The 21,645-nt window shown below is 50.5% G+C and carries 19 protein-coding genes; 15 read left to right on the forward strand and 4 right to left on the reverse strand.

Going from position 1 to position 21,645, the window contains the following annotated elements:
• Positions 1-172: 172 nt before the first annotated feature.
• The 4 genes from nrdA (at position 173) to tyrP (ending at position 5,231) form a co-directional block, all read left to right on the forward strand.
• Positions 173-2,467 (forward strand): class 1a ribonucleoside-diphosphate reductase subunit alpha, encoded by a 2,295-nt coding sequence (gene nrdA / locus X965_RS13320; protein ID WP_004236767.1) that lies wholly within the window; start codon positions 173-175, stop codon positions 2,465-2,467.
• A 12-nt stretch (positions 2,468-2,479) separates the two neighbouring features.
• Positions 2,480-3,610 (forward strand): class Ia ribonucleoside-diphosphate reductase subunit beta, encoded by a 1,131-nt coding sequence (gene nrdB / locus X965_RS13325; protein ID WP_004236768.1) that lies wholly within the window; start codon positions 2,480-2,482, stop codon positions 3,608-3,610.
• Positions 3,610-3,876 carry a class I ribonucleotide reductase maintenance protein YfaE gene (gene yfaE / locus X965_RS13330; RefSeq protein WP_004236769.1) on the forward strand — a complete coding sequence of 89 codons (267 nt, stop codon included), beginning with the start codon at positions 3,610-3,612 and terminating at the stop codon, positions 3,874-3,876. Before nrdB ends, yfaE begins: the two co-directional genes overlap by 1 nt.
• A 209-nt stretch (positions 3,877-4,085) precedes the next feature.
• Positions 4,086-5,231, forward strand: a complete 1,146-nt coding sequence (tyrP, locus tag X965_RS13335; RefSeq protein ID WP_247711739.1) for a tyrosine transporter TyrP — start codon at positions 4,086-4,088, stop codon at positions 5,229-5,231.
• A gap of 36 nt (positions 5,232-5,267) precedes the next feature.
• On the opposite strand, the gene metC is transcribed toward tyrP, so the two are convergent.
• Positions 5,268-6,461, reverse strand: coding sequence for a cystathionine beta-lyase (gene metC / locus X965_RS13340; RefSeq protein ID WP_004236772.1), 1,194 nt, complete (start codon positions 6,459-6,461; stop codon positions 5,268-5,270).
• Positions 6,462-6,669: 208 nt separating this feature from the next.
• Here metC and X965_RS13345 point away from each other — a divergent pair, with 208 nt between their 5' ends.
• From X965_RS13345 to X965_RS13375, 7 genes are all read left to right on the forward strand, one after another.
• A complete protein-coding gene (locus X965_RS13345) occupies positions 6,670-7,341 on the forward strand; it encodes a CDP-alcohol phosphatidyltransferase family protein (protein WP_004236773.1) in 672 nt (223 codons plus the stop codon).
• A complete protein-coding gene (locus tag X965_RS13350) occupies positions 7,338-8,015 on the forward strand; it encodes a 1-acyl-sn-glycerol-3-phosphate acyltransferase (RefSeq protein WP_036418414.1) in 678 nt (225 codons plus the stop codon). Before X965_RS13345 ends, X965_RS13350 begins: the two co-directional genes overlap by 4 nt.
• The gene (locus tag X965_RS13355) at positions 8,005-8,931 is read left to right on the forward strand and encodes a phosphatidate cytidylyltransferase (protein WP_036418417.1); all 927 of its coding nucleotides are present in this window, start codon (positions 8,005-8,007) and stop codon (positions 8,929-8,931) included. Before X965_RS13350 ends, X965_RS13355 begins: the two co-directional genes overlap by 11 nt.
• Positions 8,931-9,515 carry a hypothetical protein gene (locus X965_RS13360; protein ID WP_032098778.1) on the forward strand — a complete coding sequence of 195 codons (585 nt, stop codon included), beginning with the start codon at positions 8,931-8,933 and terminating at the stop codon, positions 9,513-9,515. Before X965_RS13355 ends, X965_RS13360 begins: the two co-directional genes overlap by 1 nt.
• A gap of 206 nt (positions 9,516-9,721) precedes the next feature.
• Complete coding sequence (locus tag X965_RS13365; RefSeq protein WP_024473826.1) at positions 9,722-10,489, forward strand: basic amino acid ABC transporter substrate-binding protein; 768 nt, start codon at positions 9,722-9,724, stop codon at positions 10,487-10,489.
• Positions 10,490-10,557: 68 nt separating this feature from the next.
• Complete coding sequence (locus tag X965_RS13370) at positions 10,558-11,322, forward strand: amino acid ABC transporter permease (protein ID WP_004240080.1); 765 nt, start codon at positions 10,558-10,560, stop codon at positions 11,320-11,322.
• A complete protein-coding gene (locus tag X965_RS13375) occupies positions 11,309-12,031 on the forward strand; it encodes an amino acid ABC transporter ATP-binding protein (RefSeq protein WP_004240079.1) in 723 nt (240 codons plus the stop codon). Before X965_RS13370 ends, X965_RS13375 begins: the two co-directional genes overlap by 14 nt.
• 59 nt (positions 12,032-12,090) lie before the next feature.
• Here the strand turns inward: X965_RS13375 and adeD are convergent, their stop codons facing one another.
• Positions 12,091-13,857 (reverse strand): adenine deaminase, encoded by a 1,767-nt coding sequence (gene adeD, locus X965_RS13380; protein ID WP_036418419.1) that lies wholly within the window; start codon positions 13,855-13,857, stop codon positions 12,091-12,093.
• A 221-nt stretch (positions 13,858-14,078) separates the two neighbouring features.
• Here adeD and X965_RS13385 point away from each other — a divergent pair, with 221 nt between their 5' ends.
• Positions 14,079-15,413 carry an NCS2 family permease gene (locus tag X965_RS13385; protein WP_004236782.1) on the forward strand — a complete coding sequence of 445 codons (1,335 nt, stop codon included), beginning with the start codon at positions 14,079-14,081 and terminating at the stop codon, positions 15,411-15,413.
• A 38-nt stretch (positions 15,414-15,451) separates the two neighbouring features.
• Here the strand turns inward: X965_RS13385 and X965_RS13390 are convergent, their stop codons facing one another.
• On the reverse strand, positions 15,452-15,865 hold the full coding sequence (locus X965_RS13390; RefSeq protein WP_004236783.1) for a putative signal transducing protein: 414 nt from the start codon (positions 15,863-15,865) through the stop codon (positions 15,452-15,454).
• Between the two features lie 382 nt (positions 15,866-16,247).
• Between X965_RS13390 and X965_RS13395 the strand changes: the two genes are divergently transcribed.
• Entirely contained in the window at positions 16,248-17,792 is a 1,545-nt protein-coding gene (locus tag X965_RS13395; protein WP_056347284.1) for a phosphoethanolamine transferase, read from the forward strand.
• Between the two features lie 208 nt (positions 17,793-18,000).
• A complete protein-coding gene (locus tag X965_RS13400; RefSeq protein ID WP_036418420.1) occupies positions 18,001-18,990 on the forward strand; it encodes a glycosyltransferase family A protein in 990 nt (329 codons plus the stop codon).
• Positions 18,991-19,231: 241 nt separating this feature from the next.
• Here X965_RS13400 and X965_RS13405 read toward each other — a convergent pair whose 3' ends face one another.
• Complete coding sequence (locus X965_RS13405) at positions 19,232-19,744, reverse strand: hypothetical protein (RefSeq protein ID WP_241007032.1); 513 nt, start codon at positions 19,742-19,744, stop codon at positions 19,232-19,234.
• 462 nt (positions 19,745-20,206) lie between these two features.
• Between X965_RS13405 and cycA the strand changes: the two genes are divergently transcribed.
• Positions 20,207-21,604 (forward strand): D-serine/D-alanine/glycine transporter, encoded by a 1,398-nt coding sequence (gene cycA / locus X965_RS13410; protein ID WP_036418421.1) that lies wholly within the window; start codon positions 20,207-20,209, stop codon positions 21,602-21,604.
• The last annotated feature ends 41 nt before the right edge of the window (positions 21,605-21,645 follow it).

Genomic DNA, 21,645 nt, shown 5'->3' on the forward strand with positions numbered 1-21,645 from the left:
CTTGTTACCCATCTTTTACAGACACACTACATCTTGTGTTTAAATCGCTCAGCACCCGCTATTGACTTTCCCGGAACATTTGTTTCAGGGATCGTTTTTTATCGGGCAGATACACGTTATCAGCGCGTTAATCACAACAGGGTGTCATTTTCAAAACAGGGTATATCAACTGATGAACCAGAATCTGCTTGTTACCAAACGTGATGGTCACAAAGAACGTATCGATTTAGACAAAATCCACCGCGTCATTACCTGGGCCGCTGAAGGTCTGAATAATGTCTCTGTCTCCCAGGTCGAGTTACGTTCCCAGATTCAGTTCTACGACGGGATCCGTACCGCAGATATTCATGAAACCATGATTAAGGCCGCCGCCGACCTGATTTCCGCTGAAACACCGGATTATCAGTATCTGTCTGCCCGCCTGGCCATTTTTAACCTGCGCAAAAAAGCCTACGGCCAGTTTGAGCCGCCGGCGTTATACGCCCATGTACAGAAAATGGTGGCTGCCGGTAAATATGACGAAAATCTGTTAACCGATTACACCGAAGCTGAATTTGACCAGATGAATGAGTTCATCGATCACTGGCGTGATATGAATTTCTCTTACGCCGCCGTCAAACAGCTGGAAGGGAAATATCTGGTTCAGAACCGTGTTACCGGCGAAGTGTATGAAAGTGCACAGTTCCTGTATATCCTGGTTGCGGCCTGTCTGTTCTCACATTATCCGAAAGAGACCCGTCTGGATTATATCCGCCGGTTCTATGACGCCACGTCAACCTTCAAAATTTCCCTGCCGACACCGATTATGTCCGGTGTCCGCACCCCGACCCGCCAGTTCAGCTCCTGTGTGCTGATCGAGTGCGGCGACAGCCTTGACTCCATCAACGCGACCTCCGGTGCGATTGTCAAATATGTGTCCCAGCGTGCCGGTATCGGTATCAACGCGGGCCGCATCCGTGCGCTCGGCAGCCCGATCCGCGGCGGCGAGGCATTCCACACCGGTTGTATCCCGTTCTACAAACATTTCCAGACCGCCGTGAAATCCTGTTCTCAGGGCGGCGTGCGCGGTGGCGCGGCAACGCTGTTCTACCCTATCTGGCATCTGGAAGTGGAAAGCCTGCTGGTACTGAAAAACAACCGTGGTGTTGAAGGCAACCGTGTCCGCCACCTCGATTACGGCGTCCAGATCAACAAACTGATGTATGAACGCCTGATCAAAGGCCAGGATATCACCCTGTTCAGCCCGTCCGATGTCCCGGGGTTATATGACGCGTTCTTCGCCGATCAGGATGCGTTCGAGCGTCTTTATGAGCAGTATGAGAAAGATCCGTCGATCCGCAAACAGACGCTGAAAGCGGTGGAGCTGTTCTCCCTGATGATGCAGGAACGTGCCTCTACCGGCCGTATCTATATTCAGAACGTGGACCACTGCAACACTCACAGCCCGTTTGATCCGTTTATCGCGCCGGTGCGCCAGTCCAACCTGTGTCTGGAAATTGCCCTGCCGACCAAACCGCTCAACGATATGAATGACCCGAACGGGGAAATCGCGCTGTGTACGCTGTCCGCATTTAACCTGGGTGCCATTGAAAACCTCGATGAGCTGGAAGAGCTGGCTATCCTGGCAGTACGTGCCCTGGATGCCCTACTCGATTACCAGGATTATCCGATTGAAGCGGCACGCAAAGGCTCAATGGGCCGCCGTACCCTGGGTATCGGGGTGATTAACTTCGCTTACTACCTGGCGAAACACGGTGTGCGCTATTCCGACGGCAGTGCCAATAACCTGACTCACCGCACCTTTGAAGCTATTCAGTATTACCTGCTGAAAGCCTCCAATGAGCTGGCAAAAGAGTACGGTGCATGCCCGTGGTTTAACGAAACCACCTATTCACAGGGTATTCTGCCGATCGACACTTACAAGAAAACCCTGGATCAGCTGACGAACGAGCCGCTGCATTATGACTGGGAAGGCCTGCGCGAAGAGATCAAAAAACACGGTCTGCGTAACTCCACCCTGTCTGCCCTGATGCCGTCAGAGACATCCTCGCAGATCTCCAATGCCACCAACGGTATTGAGCCGCCGCGCGGCTATATCAGCGTGAAAGCCTCGAAAGACGGCATTCTGCGCCAGGTCGTACCGGAGTATGACCGTCTGAAATCCGCCTATGAGCTGTTATGGCAGATGCCGGGCAACGAAGGTTATCTCCAGTTGGTGGGGATTATGCAGAAATTTGTCGATCAGGCGATTTCGTCCAACACCAACTATGATCCGACCCGGTTCCCGAGCGGCAAAGTACCGATGAATCAGTTACTGAAAGATTTGCTGCTGGCCTATAAATACGGTGTGAAAACACTTTATTACCACAATACCCGCGATGGCGCGGAAGATACCCAGGAAGACCTTCCTGAGGAAGTGGTCATCGCCGACGATGATGGTTGTGAAGGCGGCGCGTGTAAAATTTAAGGTGAATAAATAATGTCTTATACAACATTTTCGCAGGTACATAATGATCAGCTGAAAGAACCGATGTTCTTCGGCCAGCCGGTGAACGTCGCCCGTTATGATCAGCAAAAGTACCCGATTTTTGAATCACTGATTGAAAAACAGCTCTCCTTCTTCTGGCGTCCGGAAGAAGTGGACGTATCCCGCGATCGCATTGACTACAATGCCCTGCCGGATCACGAAAAGCATATATTCATCAGCAACCTGAAATACCAGACCCTGCTGGATTCCATCCAGGGCCGCAGCCCGAACGTGGCGCTGCTGCCGCTGATCTCCATTCCGGAGCTGGAAACCTGGGTGGAAACCTGGTCTTTCTCGGAAACCATTCACTCCCGTTCTTACACGCATATTATCCGTAATATCGTGAATGATCCGTCAGTGGTATTCGATGATATCGTGGCAAACGAAGAGATCATCAAACGCGCGGAAGATATTTCCGGCTATTATGATGATCTAATCCGTATGACCAATGAATATCATATGTTCGGTGAAGGGACGCATACCGCAAACGGTAAAACCTTTACTGTTACCCTGCGCGCCCTGAAACGCCAGCTGTATCTGTGCCTGATGAGCGTCAACGCGCTGGAAGCGATCCGTTTCTATGTCAGTTTCGCCTGCTCTTTTGCCTTTGCCGAACGCGAACTGATGGAAGGTAATGCGAAAATCATCAAACTGATCGCCCGTGATGAAGCGCTGCACCTGACCGGCACCCAGCATATGCTCAACCTGCTGCGCAGCGGCCAGGATGACCCGGAAATGGCGGAAATCGCCAAAGAGTGCGAGCAGGATTGCTACGATCTGTTTGTCCGTGCGGCGGAGCAGGAAAAAGAGTGGGCAGATTATCTGTTCTGCAACGGCTCTATGATCGGTCTGAACAAAGATATCCTGTGTCAGTATGTGGAATATATCACCAATATCCGCATGCAGGCGGTGGGTCTGCCGCTGCCGTTCAAAGTCCGCTCGAACCCGATTCCGTGGATCAACGCCTGGCTGGTATCCGATAACGTCCAGGTGGCGCCACAGGAAGTGGAAGTCAGCTCCTATCTGGTCGGTCAGATTGACTCTGAAGTCAACACTGACGAACTGAGTAACTTCGAACTCTGATGCCCCGCTATAAAATCACCCTGCATGGCAACATGCAGGGTATTCAGCTGCATTATGTCAGTGAAGAACACAACAACCTGCTCAATACACTCGAACAATCCGTCCCGGTGGAATACCAGTGCCGTGAAGGCTATTGCGGTGCCTGCCGTGTCCGCCTGAAACGCGGTAAAGTCGGTTACCGGCAAAGGCCGGTTGCATTTATCAATGACGGTGAAATTCTTCCCTGCAGTTGCTACCCGCTGAGTGATATCGACATCGAATTGTAAGCTGTTTAGTGACCGGATCTGCAATCCGGTTTTTTTATGCCATTGGTGTAACGATATCTTTACGATATACGTAATTTAAATTTGACACCTTTCCGGTTTTTCATTACGCTTTGCGCACATATTATTGATTGAAATATCATGAGGTTTTGGTGAAAAATCGTACACTCGGCAGTGTTCTGATTGTTGCGGGAACAACGATCGGTGCCGGTATGCTGGCAATGCCGCTGGCTGCCGCAGGGATCGGATTTCCGGTCATTGCTGTCATTCTGATCGGCCTCTGGGCTATCATGAGCTACACCGCACTGCTGATGGTTGAAGTGTATCAGTACAGCTCACCGGATACCGGCTTAGGCAGCGTCGCCCGTCAATACCTCGGATTACCGGGTCAGCTCCTGACCGGCTTCAGCATGTTGTTGCTGATGTATGCCCTGACCACTGCCTATATCGGCGGAGCCGGGGAAATGATCTCCGCCAGCCTGCAAAGCTGGTGGCAAATATCTGTTACACCGGGTACGGCGACCATTATCTTCACCCTCGTTGGCGGCCTGGTAGTGTGTGTCGGGACGCACTCGGTTGATTTTATCAACCGTATCCTGTTCACCGGTAAAATTATCTTCCTGATCATCATGCTCGCCGTCATGATGCCGCATGTGAATATGACCAACCTTGTCAGCATGCCGATTCAGAACGGACTGGTGCTTTCTGCTATCCCGCTGGTGTTTACCTCTTTTGGTTTCCACGGCAGTGTGCCGAGCCTGGTGAATTACATGAACGGCGACAGCAAAAAGCTGCGCTTTATTTTCCTCACTGGTAGTGCTATTCCGCTGGTGGCGTATCTGCTGTGGCAGGTTGCGACCCTCGGCGCGATCCCGTCCGATACCTTCTTTGGTATTCTGGCGCAGAAATCCGGCCTGGACGGCTTACTGACGGCGCTCAGTGAGACCGTGGCCAATAAATATGTGGATATCGCGGTCAGCCTGTTTATGGATCTGGCACTGGCTACCTCATTCCTGGGTGTGGCGCTGGGGTTATTTGATTACCTGGCCGACCTGTTCCGCCGCAAAAATTCCGCCTTCGGCCGTACGCAAACCGGGATCCTGACCTTTGCCCTGCCGCTGATTTGCGCCCTGTACTACAAAAGCTTCACCGGTGCGCTGGCGTATGCCGCAATGGCGCTCTCCTTCCTGGCGCTGATCCTGCCGTCATTATTAGCATGGAAAGTACGGCAGAACCCGAAAGCCGGTGCTTACCGTGTTGCAGGCGGAAACGGTGTGCTGATCTTTATCTTCCTGTTCGGCCTGCTGGTGATCTCTATCGAGTTCATCAAAAGCGCCGGTTATCTGCCGAACATTTAATACCATTGTTCTGAAAGCAAGCCCGGATTTCCGGGCTTATTTTTTTTGTCCGTGTGCGGCATTCAGCCGTTCAAATCCGGCGGTCAAATCCGCAATCAAATCCTCCGTATCTTCCAGGCCGATTTGCAGACGCAGTGTCAGTCCGCCCGGCTGCCAGTCAGTAACCGTCCGGTAACGGCTACAGTCAAACGGCACTATCAGGCTTTCAAACCCACCCCAGGAATAGCCCATCGCGAAAATATCCAGCCCGTCGAGCATGGCCGCCAGGTCGTCTGTGGTGTATTCCGCATTCAGAACCAGCGAGAACAGGCCGGAAGAGCCGGTGAAATCCCGCTTCCAGATCTCATGCCCCGGACATTCCGGGAAGGCAGGATGCAGCACTTTGCTGACTTCCGGGCGGGACTGCAGCCACTCCGCGACTTTCAGCGCCCGGTGCTGTGCTTCCTTCAGGCGGATATGCAGAGTGCGCAGACCGCGCAGCACAAGGAAACAATCCTCAGCGCCCGGCAGCATCGCCATCTGATCATAGGTTTTGCGCAATTCCGGCCACCACTGTGCATTAGCGGAAACCAGTCCCATCAGCACATCCGAATGACCTCCGGGGTATTTGGTACCGGCTTCAAGGGAGATATCACAGCCGTGTTCATGAGCGCGGAAAAAGAGCGGGGTCGCCCAGGTGTTATCAATAACGGTTGTCACATGATGGCGTTTCGCCACGGCAGTGATCGCCGGAACATCCTGCACCTCGAACGTCTGGGAGCCGGGGGATTCAAGGAAAATCACGGTTGTTTCCGGGCGGATAAGCGATTCAATCCCCGCGCCGATCAGCGGATCATAATAAGTGGTGGTAATGCCCATCTTTGCCAGCAGACCGCCGCATAACTGCCGGGTCGGGTGATAAACAGAATCGGTCATCAGCAGATGATCGCCGCTTTTCAGAGTGGTCAGCAGCGCCAGTGTCACCGCGCCCAGTCCGCTGGGGGATAACACCGTACCCGCCGCACCGGTCAGTTCACTCCAGGCATTCTCCAGTGCCGCGATCGTCGGAGTGCCGTCAGTGCCGTAATGAAATTCAGCACGGCGGTTGATCAGGGCATCATACGTCGGGAAGACCACCGTCGAGCCGCGGTATACCGGGGTATTCACAAATCCGTGCTGTAATGCGGGGTTACGGCCGCTCTGCGTCAGCCGGGTTTCTGTCCGCAAAGGACGGCGTGCATGTTCTGACATAATCACCTCAATAATAGTCTGCCTGGTTATGCTGTTATCCTGCCATAAGGGCGGCGGCTTTCCTTAGTCACTTTTCAGCTAAGATATACCGTTATCCTCACCTGCCGTGGTGTAAAGAAATATTTGGCAATTTTGCTGCACTACTATTATTAATAAGTTACGAAACCTTATATTATCAACAGATTAATTTTCACATGACGGAAAGGATATGGAATCAGAAGAAATCAGGGACCGACGTCCGATCAAAGCCCGGCAGACCCGCTGGGCGACCTCAGCCGCCCGTCTGCTGCAACAGCGCGGTGCAACCCCTAACGGTATCTCTGTCGCCAGTTCAGTCTGTGCATTATTTGCCGCTGCCGCCTTTTACGGTGCTCTGAACAGCGAGCTCACCGTACTGCGTATCATCCTGTTTCTGCTGGCCGCACTGATGGTACAGGGACGGCTTATCTGTAATCTGCTTGACGGTATGGTGGCGGTCGAAGGCGGCCTGCGCAGCCCTGTTGGTGCCGTATTTAACGATTTGCCGGATCGCGTTTCGGACAGCCTGATCCTCATCGGTGCCGGTTACGGACTGGCCGGTTTTATCGCTTATGCCCCGCAGCTCGGCTGGGCGGCGGCGCTGATGGCAGTGATGACCGCCTATGTCCGGGTGCTCGGCGGCAGTTGTGAGCAGCCGCAGAAATTTTCCGGCCCGATGGCCAAACAGCACCGGATGGCGCTGCTGACCGCCGGTGCCGTTGCCGCCTGTTTTCTCCCGCTGTATCAGGCTCAGTGGCTGTTTCTTATCATACTGTGGGTGATTACCCTCGGCGCACTCTGGACCGCCGTGCGCCGTACCCGCATACTGATGGCTGATTTACGTAAGGATAATAAAGGATGACCCGTAAAACGTTTTCGCCGGATCAAAAAATTGTCTCGGCGCTGCTGGTGTCGGTATGCCGGTTTCTGACCGGGATCCGCGCAAAGCAGAACGCCCCGCTGCCGGAAGGTAACCCCTGTATTTACTATGCCAACCACTCCAGTCACCTTGACGGACTGGTGATCTGGTCCTGCCTGACCGGCGCGGCGCGAAAACGCGTTCACCCGGTGGCGGCGCAGGATTACTGGGATAAAACCGGGTTCCGCCGTTATATTGCCAAACGTATTTTTGGTGCGGTGCTGATTGCACGCGGTAAAAAAATCGAGCCTGCAACAGAGGATGAACAACAGGAGGCCACGCCGGCGGAGAATCCGCTGGATGTGATGCAGAGTGTTCTCGATACCGGGGATTCCCTGATTTTGTTCCCGGAAGGCACACGCGGCGACGGTGAAAAGATTCAGGATTTCAAAGCCGGGCTCTGGCATTTATCCCGCAATAATCCGGATGCGGTGCTGGTGCCGGTCTATCTGGAAAACCTCAACCGCGTCCTGCCGAAAGGCTCGCGGCTGGTTGTGCCGATTATCTGCACTGCCACATTCGGCGCTCCGGTTGAACCGGCCGGGGAAGAAGAGAGCAAAGCGGACTTTTTAGTGCGGACCCGCCAGGCGTTAGAGGCAATACATAATGAAAGATAATGAATTATTCTGGATCTTCAGCGGGCTGTTCGGGTTCCTGGCGGTGGCAACGGTTATCGGCCTGATCCTGAAGCAGGTTAAGGGAAACACCTCGGTTATCAGTAACCTGAATGCCCGTATCCGCGCCTGGTGGCTGATGTGTATTATCGCCGCCGTGGCTATCAGCATCGGGCCCATCGGCTCTGTGGTGCTGTTTGCTTTTATGTCCCTGCTTGCACTGCGTGAGTTTATCACTCTGACGCCGACACACCGCGCCGACCACGGTGCCCTGTTCTGGTGCTTCTTTATCATTCTGCCGGTACAGTATGTGCTGGTCGGTGTTCAGTGGTATAACCTGCTGGCGGTCTTTATCCCCGTCTATGCGTTCCTGTTTATCCCGACCCGCATGGTGCTCTCCGGCGACACCCGCCACTTCCTGGAGCGCATGGCAAAAATCCAGTGGAGTGTGATGATTGCGGTTTACTCCCTCAGTTATGCTCCTGCACTGCTGGTACTGCCGATTCCGGATTTCACGGATAATATCAACCTGCTGCTGTTTCTGATGATCGTGGTTCAGATTTCTGACGTGCTGCAATATGTGTTCGGTAAACTGTTCGGCAAACGCCCGATTGTACCGAAACTCAGCCCGAACAAAACCGTTGAAGGCTTTATCGGCGGGATCCTCAGTGCGAGCTGTGTCGGTATGGCACTGTGGTGGGCCACACCGTTCAGCCCGTGGGCGGCATTCCTGCTCTCACTGTTGATTTGCCTGGCCGGTTTCGCGGGCGGGTTGTGTATGTCCGCCATCAAGCGGGACAGCGGGATCAAAGATTTCGGTGCCATGATTGAGGGTCACGGCGGCATGATGGACAGACTGGATTCCCTCTGCTTCGCAGCCCCGGTTTTCTTCCATGTGCTGAAATATTTTTATACCTGATGATTCAGGAAATTCTGCTGATCCGCCACGGTGAACCGGTGCCGGACAGAAAAACACCGCTGGCCCTGCGCAACCTCTGTGCCTGGCTGGCGGAATATGATGCGGGCGGAATTATCCCGCCGGCCGCTCCGCCTTTATCGCTGTCCGCTGAAGAATTGTCCCGTTATTTCCCGGTAGCCAGTCCGCTGTTTCGTACCACGGCATCCCTGGCCATTCTCGGGATCACACCCCGCGCCATTGTTGATGAACTGCATGAAGCAGTACTTCCCCTGTTCTCTCCTGCACTGCTGATGCCGGTAAAACTGCCGCCGATGTGGTGGGTAACCGCATTCCGGCTGCTGTGGCTGGCGGGTGGCGGAAAATCTGTTCCCTCTGTGGCACAGGTACGCGGACGGGCACAATGTGCCGCACAAATCCTCTCAGACTATGCACAGGAACATGGCGCTGTACTGGTCATGGCGCACCGGATTATCAATCACGCCCTGCGCCCTGCACTGGAACAATCCGGCTGGCAGATGACAGAAAAAACACATAACAGCTACTGGGGAATGATGCGGTTCACCCGTGACGCACCACACCGGTAATGTCAGCCGGTGTATTCTGAACCGTATACCTCCGCACGTTTCGCCACATCCGCTCTGTTTTGCTCACTTTCCCGTATAAGACTCTGCCTGCTTTGTTCCGCAGGCTGATCATCTGCTGCTGCCTTGCTTATTTTTAAATAGTTATTGCCATTAAATGAATATTTATGTATTTTTAATTAAAAATCACGCATAAAAATGAGGTTGTCATGTTTAAAAAATTAGTCTTTGCAGGCTGTTTATCATTATTAGCATTCACCGGGGTAAGCCAGGCCAAAGAAACCTATGTGGTCGGTGCAGGCGGTACCTATCGCCCGTTTGAATTTGAAAACAGTGAAAAACAACTCGAAGGGTTTGATATCGATATTATCAAAGCGGTTGCTGCCGCCGAAGATTTTGACGTCAAATTAATCAACACGCCGTGGGAAGGTATTTTCGCCACACTGTCCGCCGGGGATCGCGATATTTTAATTTCCGGTATTACCATCACCGATAAACGCAAACAGATGGTGGATTTCTCCGCCCCGTATTTCCCGGCAGAACAGGCAATTGTGGTGAATGAAAATTCACCAATCAGCGCGTTATCTGAACTGAGTAAATATAATGTCGGTGTGGTGAACTCCAGCACCGGGGATATTGTGGTTTCTGATGTGCTCGGCAAAACCAGCACCGCCATCAAACGCTTTGATAATACTCCGCTGCTGTTACAGGAATTATATGAAGACGGCGTGGATGCGGCGGTCGGTGATGTCGGTGTGGTGAAGTTTTATATTAAAACCCATCCGGACAAGAAATTTAAACTGATTTACGACAATCATTTTGAAAAACAGTATTTCGGCATTGCCGTCGCTAAAGGTAATACGGAATTACAGGAAAAAATTAACCGTGGTCTGGCAAAAATTATTGCCGACGGTACTTACGCCAAAATCTATCAGAAATGGTTCGATAACGACGTACCTTCCCTGCCCGCGCAGTAATTCATTATTTATCTGATTAAAAACCCGCTCCTGCGGCGGGTTTGATCTGTTTTTTCAGGATGGATGTTATGTCAGCTTTCCGCTGGGAAATTATAGAAGAATACGCTCCGTTATTTATGGACGGGGCGCTGATGACAATAAAATGTACCATTATCTGTGTCATCCTGGGGACTCTCTGGGGACTGACGCTCGGCCTCGGCCGGACAGCCCGTGCCGAACGCGGCCCGGCAAAATGGCTGCTGCTGTTCTTTGTGCAGTATCCGGTACGGTTTTATGTCAGTGCATTTCGTGGCACGCCGCTGTTTGTGCAGATCATGGTGGTTCACTTCGCACTGGTGCCGCTGTTTATCAACCCGCGTGACGGCCTGATGGTCACCAGCGGTATTATTACCTCTGATACGGCCAGAATGCTGCGTTCCGAATACGGCGCATTTCTCTCCTGTATTGTTGCTATCACACTCAATGCCGGGGCGTATGTTTCCGAGATTTTCCGCGCCGGGATCCAGTCCGTCGATCGCGGTCAGACAGAAGCCTCCCGCGCACTGGGTATGAGCTGGGGAAAAACCATGCGTAAGGTGATCCTGCCGCAGGCTTTCCGCCGTATTCTGCCGCCGCTGGGTAACAATGCGATCGCGATTGTCAAAGATTCCTCCCTGGCCTCTGCTATCGGCCTTGCCGACCTGGCATATGCCGCGCGGACAGTATCCGGCGCGTATGCAACTTACTGGGAGCCGTACCTGGTCATCTCCGTTATTTACTGGATGCTGACATTCCTGCTGGCGCAGCTGGTTCAATACACCGAAAGAAGGTTGAGCAGAAGTGATTCACGTTAATAATTTACAGAAAAAATTCGGCAATACTCATGTGCTGCGCGGTATCAGCTGTGATATCCGTCCGCAGGAAGTTGTCTGTGTGATAGGGCCGTCCGGCTCCGGAAAAAGTACCTTTCTGCGCTGCCTGAATGCCCTGGAACGCCCGGATTCCGGTGAGATTGTGGTAAACGGCACCGATGTGTGTGATCCGAAAACAGATCTGAACAAAATGCGCGAACATACCGGTATGGTATTCCAGCGCTTCAATTTGTTTCCGCATATGACGGTGCTGGATAACATTACCATGGCGCCACTGATGGTGTCCGGGCTGAAAAAAGCCGATGCGCTGCTTAAAGCGGAACGGTTACTGGAAAAAGTCGGGCTGCCGGACAAAATTGATGCCTGGCCGGAGAGTTTATCCGGCGGTCAGCAGCAGCGCGTGGCCATTGCCCGTGCCCTGGCGATGGATCCGACGGTGCTGCTGTTCGATGAACCGACTTCCGCGCTCGATCCGGAGCTGGTCGGTGAAGTACTGAATGTGATGAAAGCGCTGGCCCATGAGGGTATGACAATGGTGATTGTGACCCATGAGATGAATTTTGCCCGCGAAGTGGCAGACCGCGTCTTTTTTATCGACCAGGGGATCATCCAGGAGTCCGGCACACCGGAGCAGATATTTAATCACCCGCAAAACCCGCGTACCGCCGCGTTTCTCAGCCGCGTGCTGTAGTTTTCGCTGCAGTGAATAGTGACTAAGGACAGAGACAAAACGTCTCTGTCCTTTTCTGTTTATGCGGTTAACTCACTGTGCGTAAAAACAAATTTGTTCACATCATATAACCCGAGACTGGTGAGTTTCAGTGTCGGGATCACCGGCAGAGACAGGAATGCCATCTGAATAAACGGCTCATCCAGCATCACCCCGCAATCGCGGCAGGCTGCTTTCAGCGATTCAATTTCAGCGGCGATTTCATCCGCCGTTTTATCACTCATCAGCCCGGCAATCGGCAGTGTCGCATGGCTCAGCACCCGCCCGTCCGCAACCACACACATCCCGCCGCCACCAGCAATCAGCTGATTCACCGCCAGCGCCATATCCATCGGATCAATACCGGCGACAACAATATTATGGCTGTCGTGGCTGACCGTTGACGCCAGGGCCCCGCGCGTCAGACCGAAATTGTGCAGCAATGCGGTTGCCGGTGGTGTCTGGCGGCCATAGCGCTCAATCACCGCAAGCGAGCAGATATTATCACGGTCATAGCGGTGTCCGTCCCAGCTGACCCGCTGCTCACAGGTGATCAGTTCATTCGGGATCACACTGATAGCACGGTACTCATGACCGGCAACCGGCACAAAAGCAAGAGATTGTGCTGTCACGGCCTGACGGCGGACAGTATTCTGCATTGGCGGACGTGATGCTGCCTGTTTAGCCTTCCGCTCACGCAGCAGCGCCGCTTTATCCACCCAGCGCCCGCCGCACATAACCGCCTGAATATCGACTGTTTTCTCGTCCCGCAGCAGAACCAGATCCGCCTGTTTACCCGGCGCCACCAGCCCGAGGTTTTTCAGCCCGAAATGCCGGGCGGCAGACCAGCTGGCAACACGGTAAGCAATATGTACCGGAATCTGATGCTGATTGATCAGACGATACACCAGCGCATTCATATGCCCCTCGTGAATGATTTCCCACGGATTGCGGTCATCGGTGCATAACAGACACTGCGGGCTGCTCATCGCGGTGATAAGCGGTGCCAGTGCATCCAGATTCCGTGCCGCCGACCCTTCGCGGATCATCAGCGCCATTCCCAGTGCCAGTTTTTCCAGCCCTTCCTCATAACGGTGCGATTCGTGACAGTTTTCAATCCCCCCGGCAATATAGCCGTTGAGATCTTTCCCGGTGACCATCGGGCAGTGACCATCCAGCGTCATATCGCGGAATGCATCCAGTTTATCCAGCGTTTCTGCCTCACCGGCAATCACCGCCGGGAAATTCATCATCTCCGCCAGTCCCAGCACATGGGAATGATCCTTGTATTTCAGCATCTCTGTCAGCGGGAAATCCGCGCCGTTCACATCACTGCCCGGTAATGCCGGTACACAGGAACTCACCTGAACAAACTGATTCTGCTGTGCCTGTTCCGCGCAGCGCAGAAACCATTCAATTCCCTCTTCGCCCATGACGTTCACGATTTCATGCGGATCACACACAATGGTCGTGACTCCCAGCGGCAGCGTGGCACTCTCAAAGGTGACCGGGGTCATCATGCCGGATTCAATATGCAGATGTGCGTCAATAAATCCGGGTACGACCACCGCATTTTTACCGTCGATGACCTGATGCGCCGGTGCATCCTTATATACCGTACCGACACCGGCAATGGCATTTCCGCTTATCACTACCGGGCCCGGAAATTCACCACCGTTAATCAGATCCAGAATCCGGACATTATCAATACGATAATCCGCCGGTGCCTCACTGCGGGCCACGGCGAGGAGTGTTGTCATTTCTTCGCGGCTGCGCGTGCAGGTGCGCTTATTTTTCTCACTGTTCATCACTGTCCCCTGTTTTTCTCTCACATTGATAATGCGAATTCGCGGTGTTCTCTCTGTCCTGTGAGGTGTACCGGAATAAAGGTGATCCCCGCCGCAATTGTTACAAATTATTGCGACACAACCGGATGATTACGGTTTCTCACGGAATGTCATTACGATGCTGGCATTGATTATGCATTTATCAGACCAGTTATCTTTTCCCCGGGAGACAGGAGCATAAAATGGATAGTCAAACACCGGAAACCATCCGGGAAACAGGTGTACTGGGACGTTTATTCCGTTTACAGGCACACGGTACCACGGCACGAACCGAAGTTATCGCCGGTATAACCACCTTTCTTACCATGGTGTATATCATTTTTGTTAACCCGCAAATCCTCGGCGCTGCCGGGATGGATACACAGGCTGTCTTCGTCACCACCTGTCTGATTGCGGCATTTGGCTGTATTCTGATGGGCTGTCTGGCAAATCTGCCGGTCGCACTGGCACCGGCAATGGGGCTGAACGCCTTTTTTGCTTTCGGTGTGGTCAGCGCCATGGGTTACTCCTGGCAAATAGGGATGGGGGCTATCTTCTGGGGTGCACTCGGCATGCTGCTGCTGACGGTCTTCCGCATCCGCTACTGGATGATAGCCAATATCCCGCTGAGTCTGCGGGTGGGGATCACCAGTGGTATCGGGCTGTTTATCGCTATGATGGGGCTGAAAAATATCGGCCTGGTTGTGGCGAATCCGGCCACGCTGGTTTCCATGGGAGATCTGACCGCCCACTCCGTCTGGCTCGGCGCACTGGGCTTTTTTATTATCACGATTCTGGCCTCCCGCGGTATTCACGCAGCGGTGCTGATCTCCATTGTGGTTACTACACTGATTGGCTGGTGGCTGGGGGATGTCACCTATAACGGTATTTTCTCCATGCCGCCGGATGTTACCAGCGTGCTGGGTAAAGTGGATGTGGCCGGTGCCTTTAATATCGGGCTGTCAGGGATTATTTTCTCGTTTATGCTGGTTAACCTGTTTGACTCATCGGGTACCCTTATCGGGGTAACCGATAAAGCCGGACTGGCAGATAAAGACGGTAAATTCCCGAATATGCAGAAAGCCTTGTATGTGGACAGTGTCAGCTCCGTGATCGGCGGGTTTATCGGCACATCATCTGTCACCGCGTATATTGAAAGTACCTCAGGGGTTTCTGTCGGCGGCCGGACCGGGCTTACCGCCGTGGTGGTCGGGATCCTGTTCCTGCTGGTGATTTTTCTCTCCCCGCTGGCCGGAATGGTGCCAGCCTATGCGGTTGCCGGTGCGCTGATTTATGTCGGGGTGCTGATGACGTCGAGCCTGGCACGGGTAAACTGGAATGACCTGACTGACGCGGTACCTGCCTTTATCACCGCGATTATGATGCCGTTCAGTTTCTCCATCACAGACGGTATTGCGCTTGGTTTTATCTCTTACTCTGTGATGAAGCTGGGGACCGGGCGCTGGAAAGAGCTGAATCCGTGTGTGATTCTGGTTGCCCTGCTGTTTGTGCTGAAGTTTGTGTTTGTCGACCACTGATGTTTCTGCCGGATGGCGGGTTTCCCGTCATCCGGGCATTATTTTGTTTTCTCTTTCAGGCGATGATGCAGCGCCTTAAACGGAATAGCCAGGCCGAGCGTCAGGAAAATAAGAAACACAAACCCTATATTGACATAATCTTCTTTACTGTTTTCAGTCACCGGTTCCGGCTCAGCCGCCGCCGGTTCCCCTTCCTCATTAATCCCGAAATCCCCGTGATGATAATCCGCCAGAATCTCCTGTGCTCTGGTTAACTCATCCTGATTAACCAGCAACTTCACACCGCCGACAGCCTGAGCATACATCTGGTTATTCCAGACAATATTTTCATCCAGCAGCATCACCTCAATCCCTTCGGATTCCAGCAATCCGGCTTCAATCCTGGCATCCAGCGGCGACAGATACTGAGCCAGTAATGCATAGCGACTGCGTGTCGGGTGTATATTCCACATAATACCTCCTTCGGTTGGCTGCCCTGACTGAATAGCCCGTATTCCGGCCGGCGTCAGTGCGTAATAGCAGAAAGGATCGGCGATAATTTCCGGGAAAACAACCTGAATTTAGCCTTTTTGCAGCAGGAATAAGTTTAATGACCAGTTTCGCTATAACACTTTAAACTGTTCTAATCCAGCCGGGTGATATAAAAAAACATCAATAACTTCCCTTTATGATACTGACAACATAAATTTTTTATGGAAGATTTTAATAAAAAATTATTTGATTAATAAAATATGAAGAACACTATTTTTACAGCCATTGTATTCCCGTCAAATATCCTTTAGCATTTAGTGCTGAAAAAACTTAATCCTATTCCGAATATTGATCTTTGACCTGATGCTGAAAAAATATAAATACCCGCTGTTATTTGTCGCTGCCATACTGTTGAGTTATCTCACCAATACATTCTTGTATCAGCGTGATTCAACCGGCCCGCATTTAGCCACCCTGTTTTTGGTTTTATGCACCATTATTCTTCTGAACTGTAAACACTGGCTGCCTGCCGTTGCAGGATTTATTATTACACTGATTTTTTCACTGGAAGTCGGTTATTTCACCGAATTCCACGAACGAATTTCTGCCGGTGTTCTCGATTCAGCACTGGAAACAAATAATTCTGAAGCAACACTGATGCTGGGGCACTATTTATATTCCATCATATTGCCTGCCCTGTGCATAAGCGTATTAATTTTTATCTGCTTCCGGAGAAAAAGACTCCGCCTTCCCCGCTGGTTTACATTATCACCGGTGTTCATTTTCGGCTTTCTGATGATTTCCCTGCTCCGTGAAGTCATCCCGGAATACCGTAATTTATCCATTAATTTCAGCGAAGACCCTTATGAACTGGGGACGTATCTCCGCGAGAAATTTCCTGTTGTCGCCGGAAATATTATGTATGTTTCCTCCGTTGCTCTCAGCCATGACAAGTATACGGAAAATTATCCTGACCGGAAACCAAACCGGGTGCTGGCGTCTGCCGGAAAACCACAGAATAAACTCATCATCTTTATCATCGGAGAATCATCATCTCCGTCCAGATATCATATCTACGGGTATTCCAAAGAAACAACACCGGAAATGGAACGCATTTTTCAGGGTGACAAGGCCTGCGTGACAGACAAAGTGCATTCATCCTCCCCGATAACACGGGATTCCATTTCATTGTCACTTTCATTTTACACACCGGAAAGCGAAGAAAATTTATTCCGTCAGAAATCGGTTATTGAAATAGCACAGGATCAGGGATACAAAACTTACTGGCTGGGCGCTCAGTCTCTGGTCGGCGTTAACGGTTCAAAATATGGCTATCTTGCCCGGCGGAATAATACTGTTATTGTGGAAGAAAACAATGACATGAAACTGCCTGAGTTATTAAAGCAGGCGCTGGCCGAGCCAGATGAATACAAATTTATTATTCTGCATTTATGGGGCAACCACATGCCTTATACAAATTATACAGAAACAGAAAAGCAGCAGCTGAATGACGCCGGTGACTATGATCTGACCATTCGTCACACCGATAATGTGATTGGCCGTCTTTATGATGAAGTTGAATCAGTAACCGATGACTATATTTTCATCTACACCTCCGATCACGGAGAAATTGTCGGTAAAGGCCACGGTTTTTCCAAAGGCGCGGATCAATTCCTGATTCCGTTTTTATATAAATCAGGGAATCCGTCTTATGGCTGTGAATTTATTGAAAAATACCGCAATCAGGATAGCTGGATCAGCGGATTAATGAACAAATATATTTTATCTGAACTGCTTGGTTATTCATTAGACCAGTCGATTGCGGAACCGGATAAACAGCATGATCGGATCCTTTCAACTGACGGTTATGCGATTCCGTTTTCATCTTATTTCAACAAGAATAAGTAAGCAGCCGCATACTGTTCAGTTATAAAATGCCGGGCAAACCGGACGCAGTATACCGGTCTGTCACTTCCGGTATGCTGTCCCCGCCATTAAAGATTGACAGGACAGAACGGAAATGGTTTATTTCGTTGCAGGCGTCATTTTTACATCAGTATCAGACATATAAAAATCCTGTGACTGAATAACCAGCAATATGCTAAGAGTCGATTATATGAGCAGCAACGCTTTAGTCTCGGTCATCATTCCGGCATACAATGCTGAAAAATTCATCGGCCGCGCTCTGGACAGTGTGATAAAACAGACCTGGCCGTCGGTCGAAATAGTCATTATTGATGATGGTTCGTCAGATAATACCGCCGCCGTCTGCCGGGAGTATATGAGCAGCCACGATCACATCCGGTATATCCGGAAACAGAACGGCGGCGTTTCATCCGCACGTAATGAAGGTATTAAAGCGGCCTCCGGATGCTATATCTGCTTTCTGGACAGCGATGACACTTATGAACCGGACTTTATCCGGACACTGGTGAGTAAAGTCACACAGGATGACCGGGATTTCGCCTACTGTTTATTCAGAAAAATACATTCCGACGGCCATATTACACAGTCAGTATGCTATGACAACACAGATACCGTTATTACCGACTTTCTGAACTTTGATTATTTTGATATCTGCTGTTTAATGCTGAAAAAAGAGTTTCTGGATAAGAATAATTTATTTTTTGATTCATCCATGGTTGTGGGTGAAGATGTTTTATTTATCCTTGAATGTCTGAACAAAGGCACCTTTTCCTATATTAAAGAGTATTTATACAATTATATTTATCACAGTGAATCACTGATGAATAAAAAATGGAAGAAGGCGGATTACATCAGTGACCTGGATGCCTGGAAAAAAATTCTTTCTTACATCGCTGAGACGTATAATAAACCGGATAAATCATCCGTTTTCAGTAAAGTCCGCGCTAAAGTATTAAGCCTGCAGATTCAGTTTATGTGGAACATGCTGGCTACCGGTCTTTACCCGGATTTAAAGTCTTATATCAAAGACTTCTGCTACCATAAATCTGATTTTACATTAATCAGAAAACCGGGAAAAAACAAATTCCGTCTGAATATTGTATTATCCGGTAATATTTTCGTGTGGCGTATAGCACGTAAATTTCTGACAAAGAAAAAAAACATCATCCCTGCCGGTTAGGTATATATAACAGGGAGTGTCAGATTATAATGTTATCTGAACATTCCCTGTTATCCTGCATGAACCTGTTATGACAGCCCCTGTCAGATTAATCCGTAAAAATCTTTTTAGGTTGAGCATTCCATTACCGTCGAGCCGCGCGCTGATAAGGCGATTGCCAAAAAATAACCTGCGATTCCGCCATCTGAATAATACCAGTCCGGAAAACTCCCCGCAGATAATATGCACTGCGGGGATCGTTTTATATTGCCAGTAATTTATCCAGCCCTGCCATTTTCACTGAGCCATGTGAAATAAAACAGAGCTGATACCAGAGAGAACCACTTTCTGACTGCAGTTTTTCCGTATAAAACGCATTGGCTGATAATGCACGGATAAGCAATCCTGTCCGGTAAAGCATGACTGCCATAATAATGGCGGATAATCCCGCAAACAGGGTGGTCAGGCTGACGATATCCGTATCTGTCCGGATATACTGAACCAGTAACAGCACAATAAAACCCAGTTGAGTGATACCTTTCAGTAACAGCAGGCGGAAGAAAAAATCCTTCATATTTTGTTCAAGTGCAAAACACGGATTTTTTAAAATCGCCCGCTCTTCTTTCACCGGTATGCTGTAAACATACACTATCCAGTGGCTGATATCATGGCTGCGGGAAACCAGCCCCTTCTCTTTTAATGTATGTAACCGGAGAGAAACCACCAGTTGCCAGACAATTCCGTGAAATAACAAATAAAGCAGAAATGCATTCATGCCCCAAAAACCGGTAAGCACCGCGAGTAATATAAAAAAGGCAACTCTTCCTGAATAGATCCAAAAAGGGACAACCTGGTAATTCATCGTCGTTCCCTGTGTTTTTTTGTCCATAAATACCATTCCGCAATAAAAAACACCCCTGAAATATATCACCAGTATAACCGGAAAATCCCCAAAATATACTATTCTGACCCGTAACCACCGGTTTGGGTTTTCTTATTAATGTTACTGCAAAAAATGTCCTTTTCTGATGTTTCGTAAACCAGCGTGACATTATTTTCACCCATAAAAAAACTAATGCGAAACAATGGCTGGCAGACTATATTTAGCACCAACCTCATGAATTTAACGGAAAATTTCTCGTTACTCATTCTGAGAAATGTGTCACACTATTCGCTTACAGCACCATTTTTGAATGAATAAAAATAATGGTTATTTTTTAGCTTAACGGATTTGTTTATGGACGAAAAAACGCCTGCCACGCCGCCACGCGGCGAACTCAAACGCAGTTTAACCAACCGGCATATTCAGCTGATTTCCATCAGCGGAGCAATCGGCACCGGGTTATTTATGGGCTCCGGTAAAACGATTTCACTGGCTGGCCCTTCGGTATTATTTGTCTATATGATCATCGGGTTTGTCTTATTCTTTGTCATGCGGGCAATGGGCGAGATCCTGCTGTCAAACCTGAATTATAAATCGTTCAGTGATTTTGCCGGTGACCTGATTGGCCCGTGGGCCGGTTTTTTTGTCGGCTGGACATACTGGTTCTGCTGGGTAATAACCGGTATTGCCGATGTGGTGGCCATTACCGGCTATATCATGCACTGGGCACCTGATTTTCCGCGCTGGGTCAGCTCGCTGCTCTGTATTTTGCTGTTACTGTCCCTGAACCTGGCAACGGTTAAATTATTCGGCGAGATGGAATTCTGGTTTTCCATGATAAAAATTGTCGCAATTGTCGCGCTGATTATTATCGGCGGCATTCTTATCGGCACACATTTTGTTTCACCGGAAGGGCATGAGGCGGCGTTATCCAATATCTGGTCCGACGGAGGCATGTTCCCGAAAGGGATAATCGGATTCTTTGCCGGGTTCCAGATAGCCATTTTTGCCTTTGTCGGTATCGAACTGGTGGGTACTGCCGCAGCGGAAACCCGTGACCCGGTGAAATCCCTGCCACGTGCCATTAATGCTATTCCGTTCCGGATTATTGCATTTTATGTGCTGGCGCTGATTATTATTATGTCTGTCACGCCGTGGCGCTTCATTCCGGCAGATAAAAGCCCGTTCGTGGAACTGTTTGTTATGATCGGCGTTCCGGCAGCAGCGAGTCTGGTGAACTTTGTGGTGCTGACAGCCGCCGCATCCTCCGCAAACAGCGGTGTGTTTTCCACCAGCCGGATGCTGTTCGGGTTAGCCAAACAAGGCAGCGCACCAAAACAATTCTGCCGTCTGTCAAAACAGGCAGTACCGGCCACCGGACTGATTTTCACCTGCATCTGTTTGTCTGTCGGGGTGATTCTGCTCTACTTTATCCCTGATGTGATGCATGTGTTTACTCTGGTAACAACAGTATCCGCTATCCTGTTTATGTTTATCTGGAGCATGATCCTGTACAGCTACATTATGTTCCGCCGCCGTCGTCCGGAGCTGCATGCCGCATCAGTCTATAAAGTACCGTTCGGCAGCTGGATCCCGTGGGTGTGTCTGTCCTTCTTTGTCTTTGTAATTGTATTGCTGACACTGGAGAGCGATACCCGTCAGGCACTGCTTGCCACGCCGTTATGGTTTATCCTGCTGGCAGTCGGTTACCGGAATGTCAGAAAGCACCGCCTTGCGGAAACACAAAAGTAGCGGACAAAAAAATCCCGGCAACGCCGGGATTTTTGTTTTTA

The sequence above is a fragment of the Morganella sp. EGD-HP17 genome, from assembly GCF_000512315.2.
GTDB lineage: Bacteria > Pseudomonadota > Gammaproteobacteria > Enterobacterales > Enterobacteriaceae > Morganella > Morganella morganii.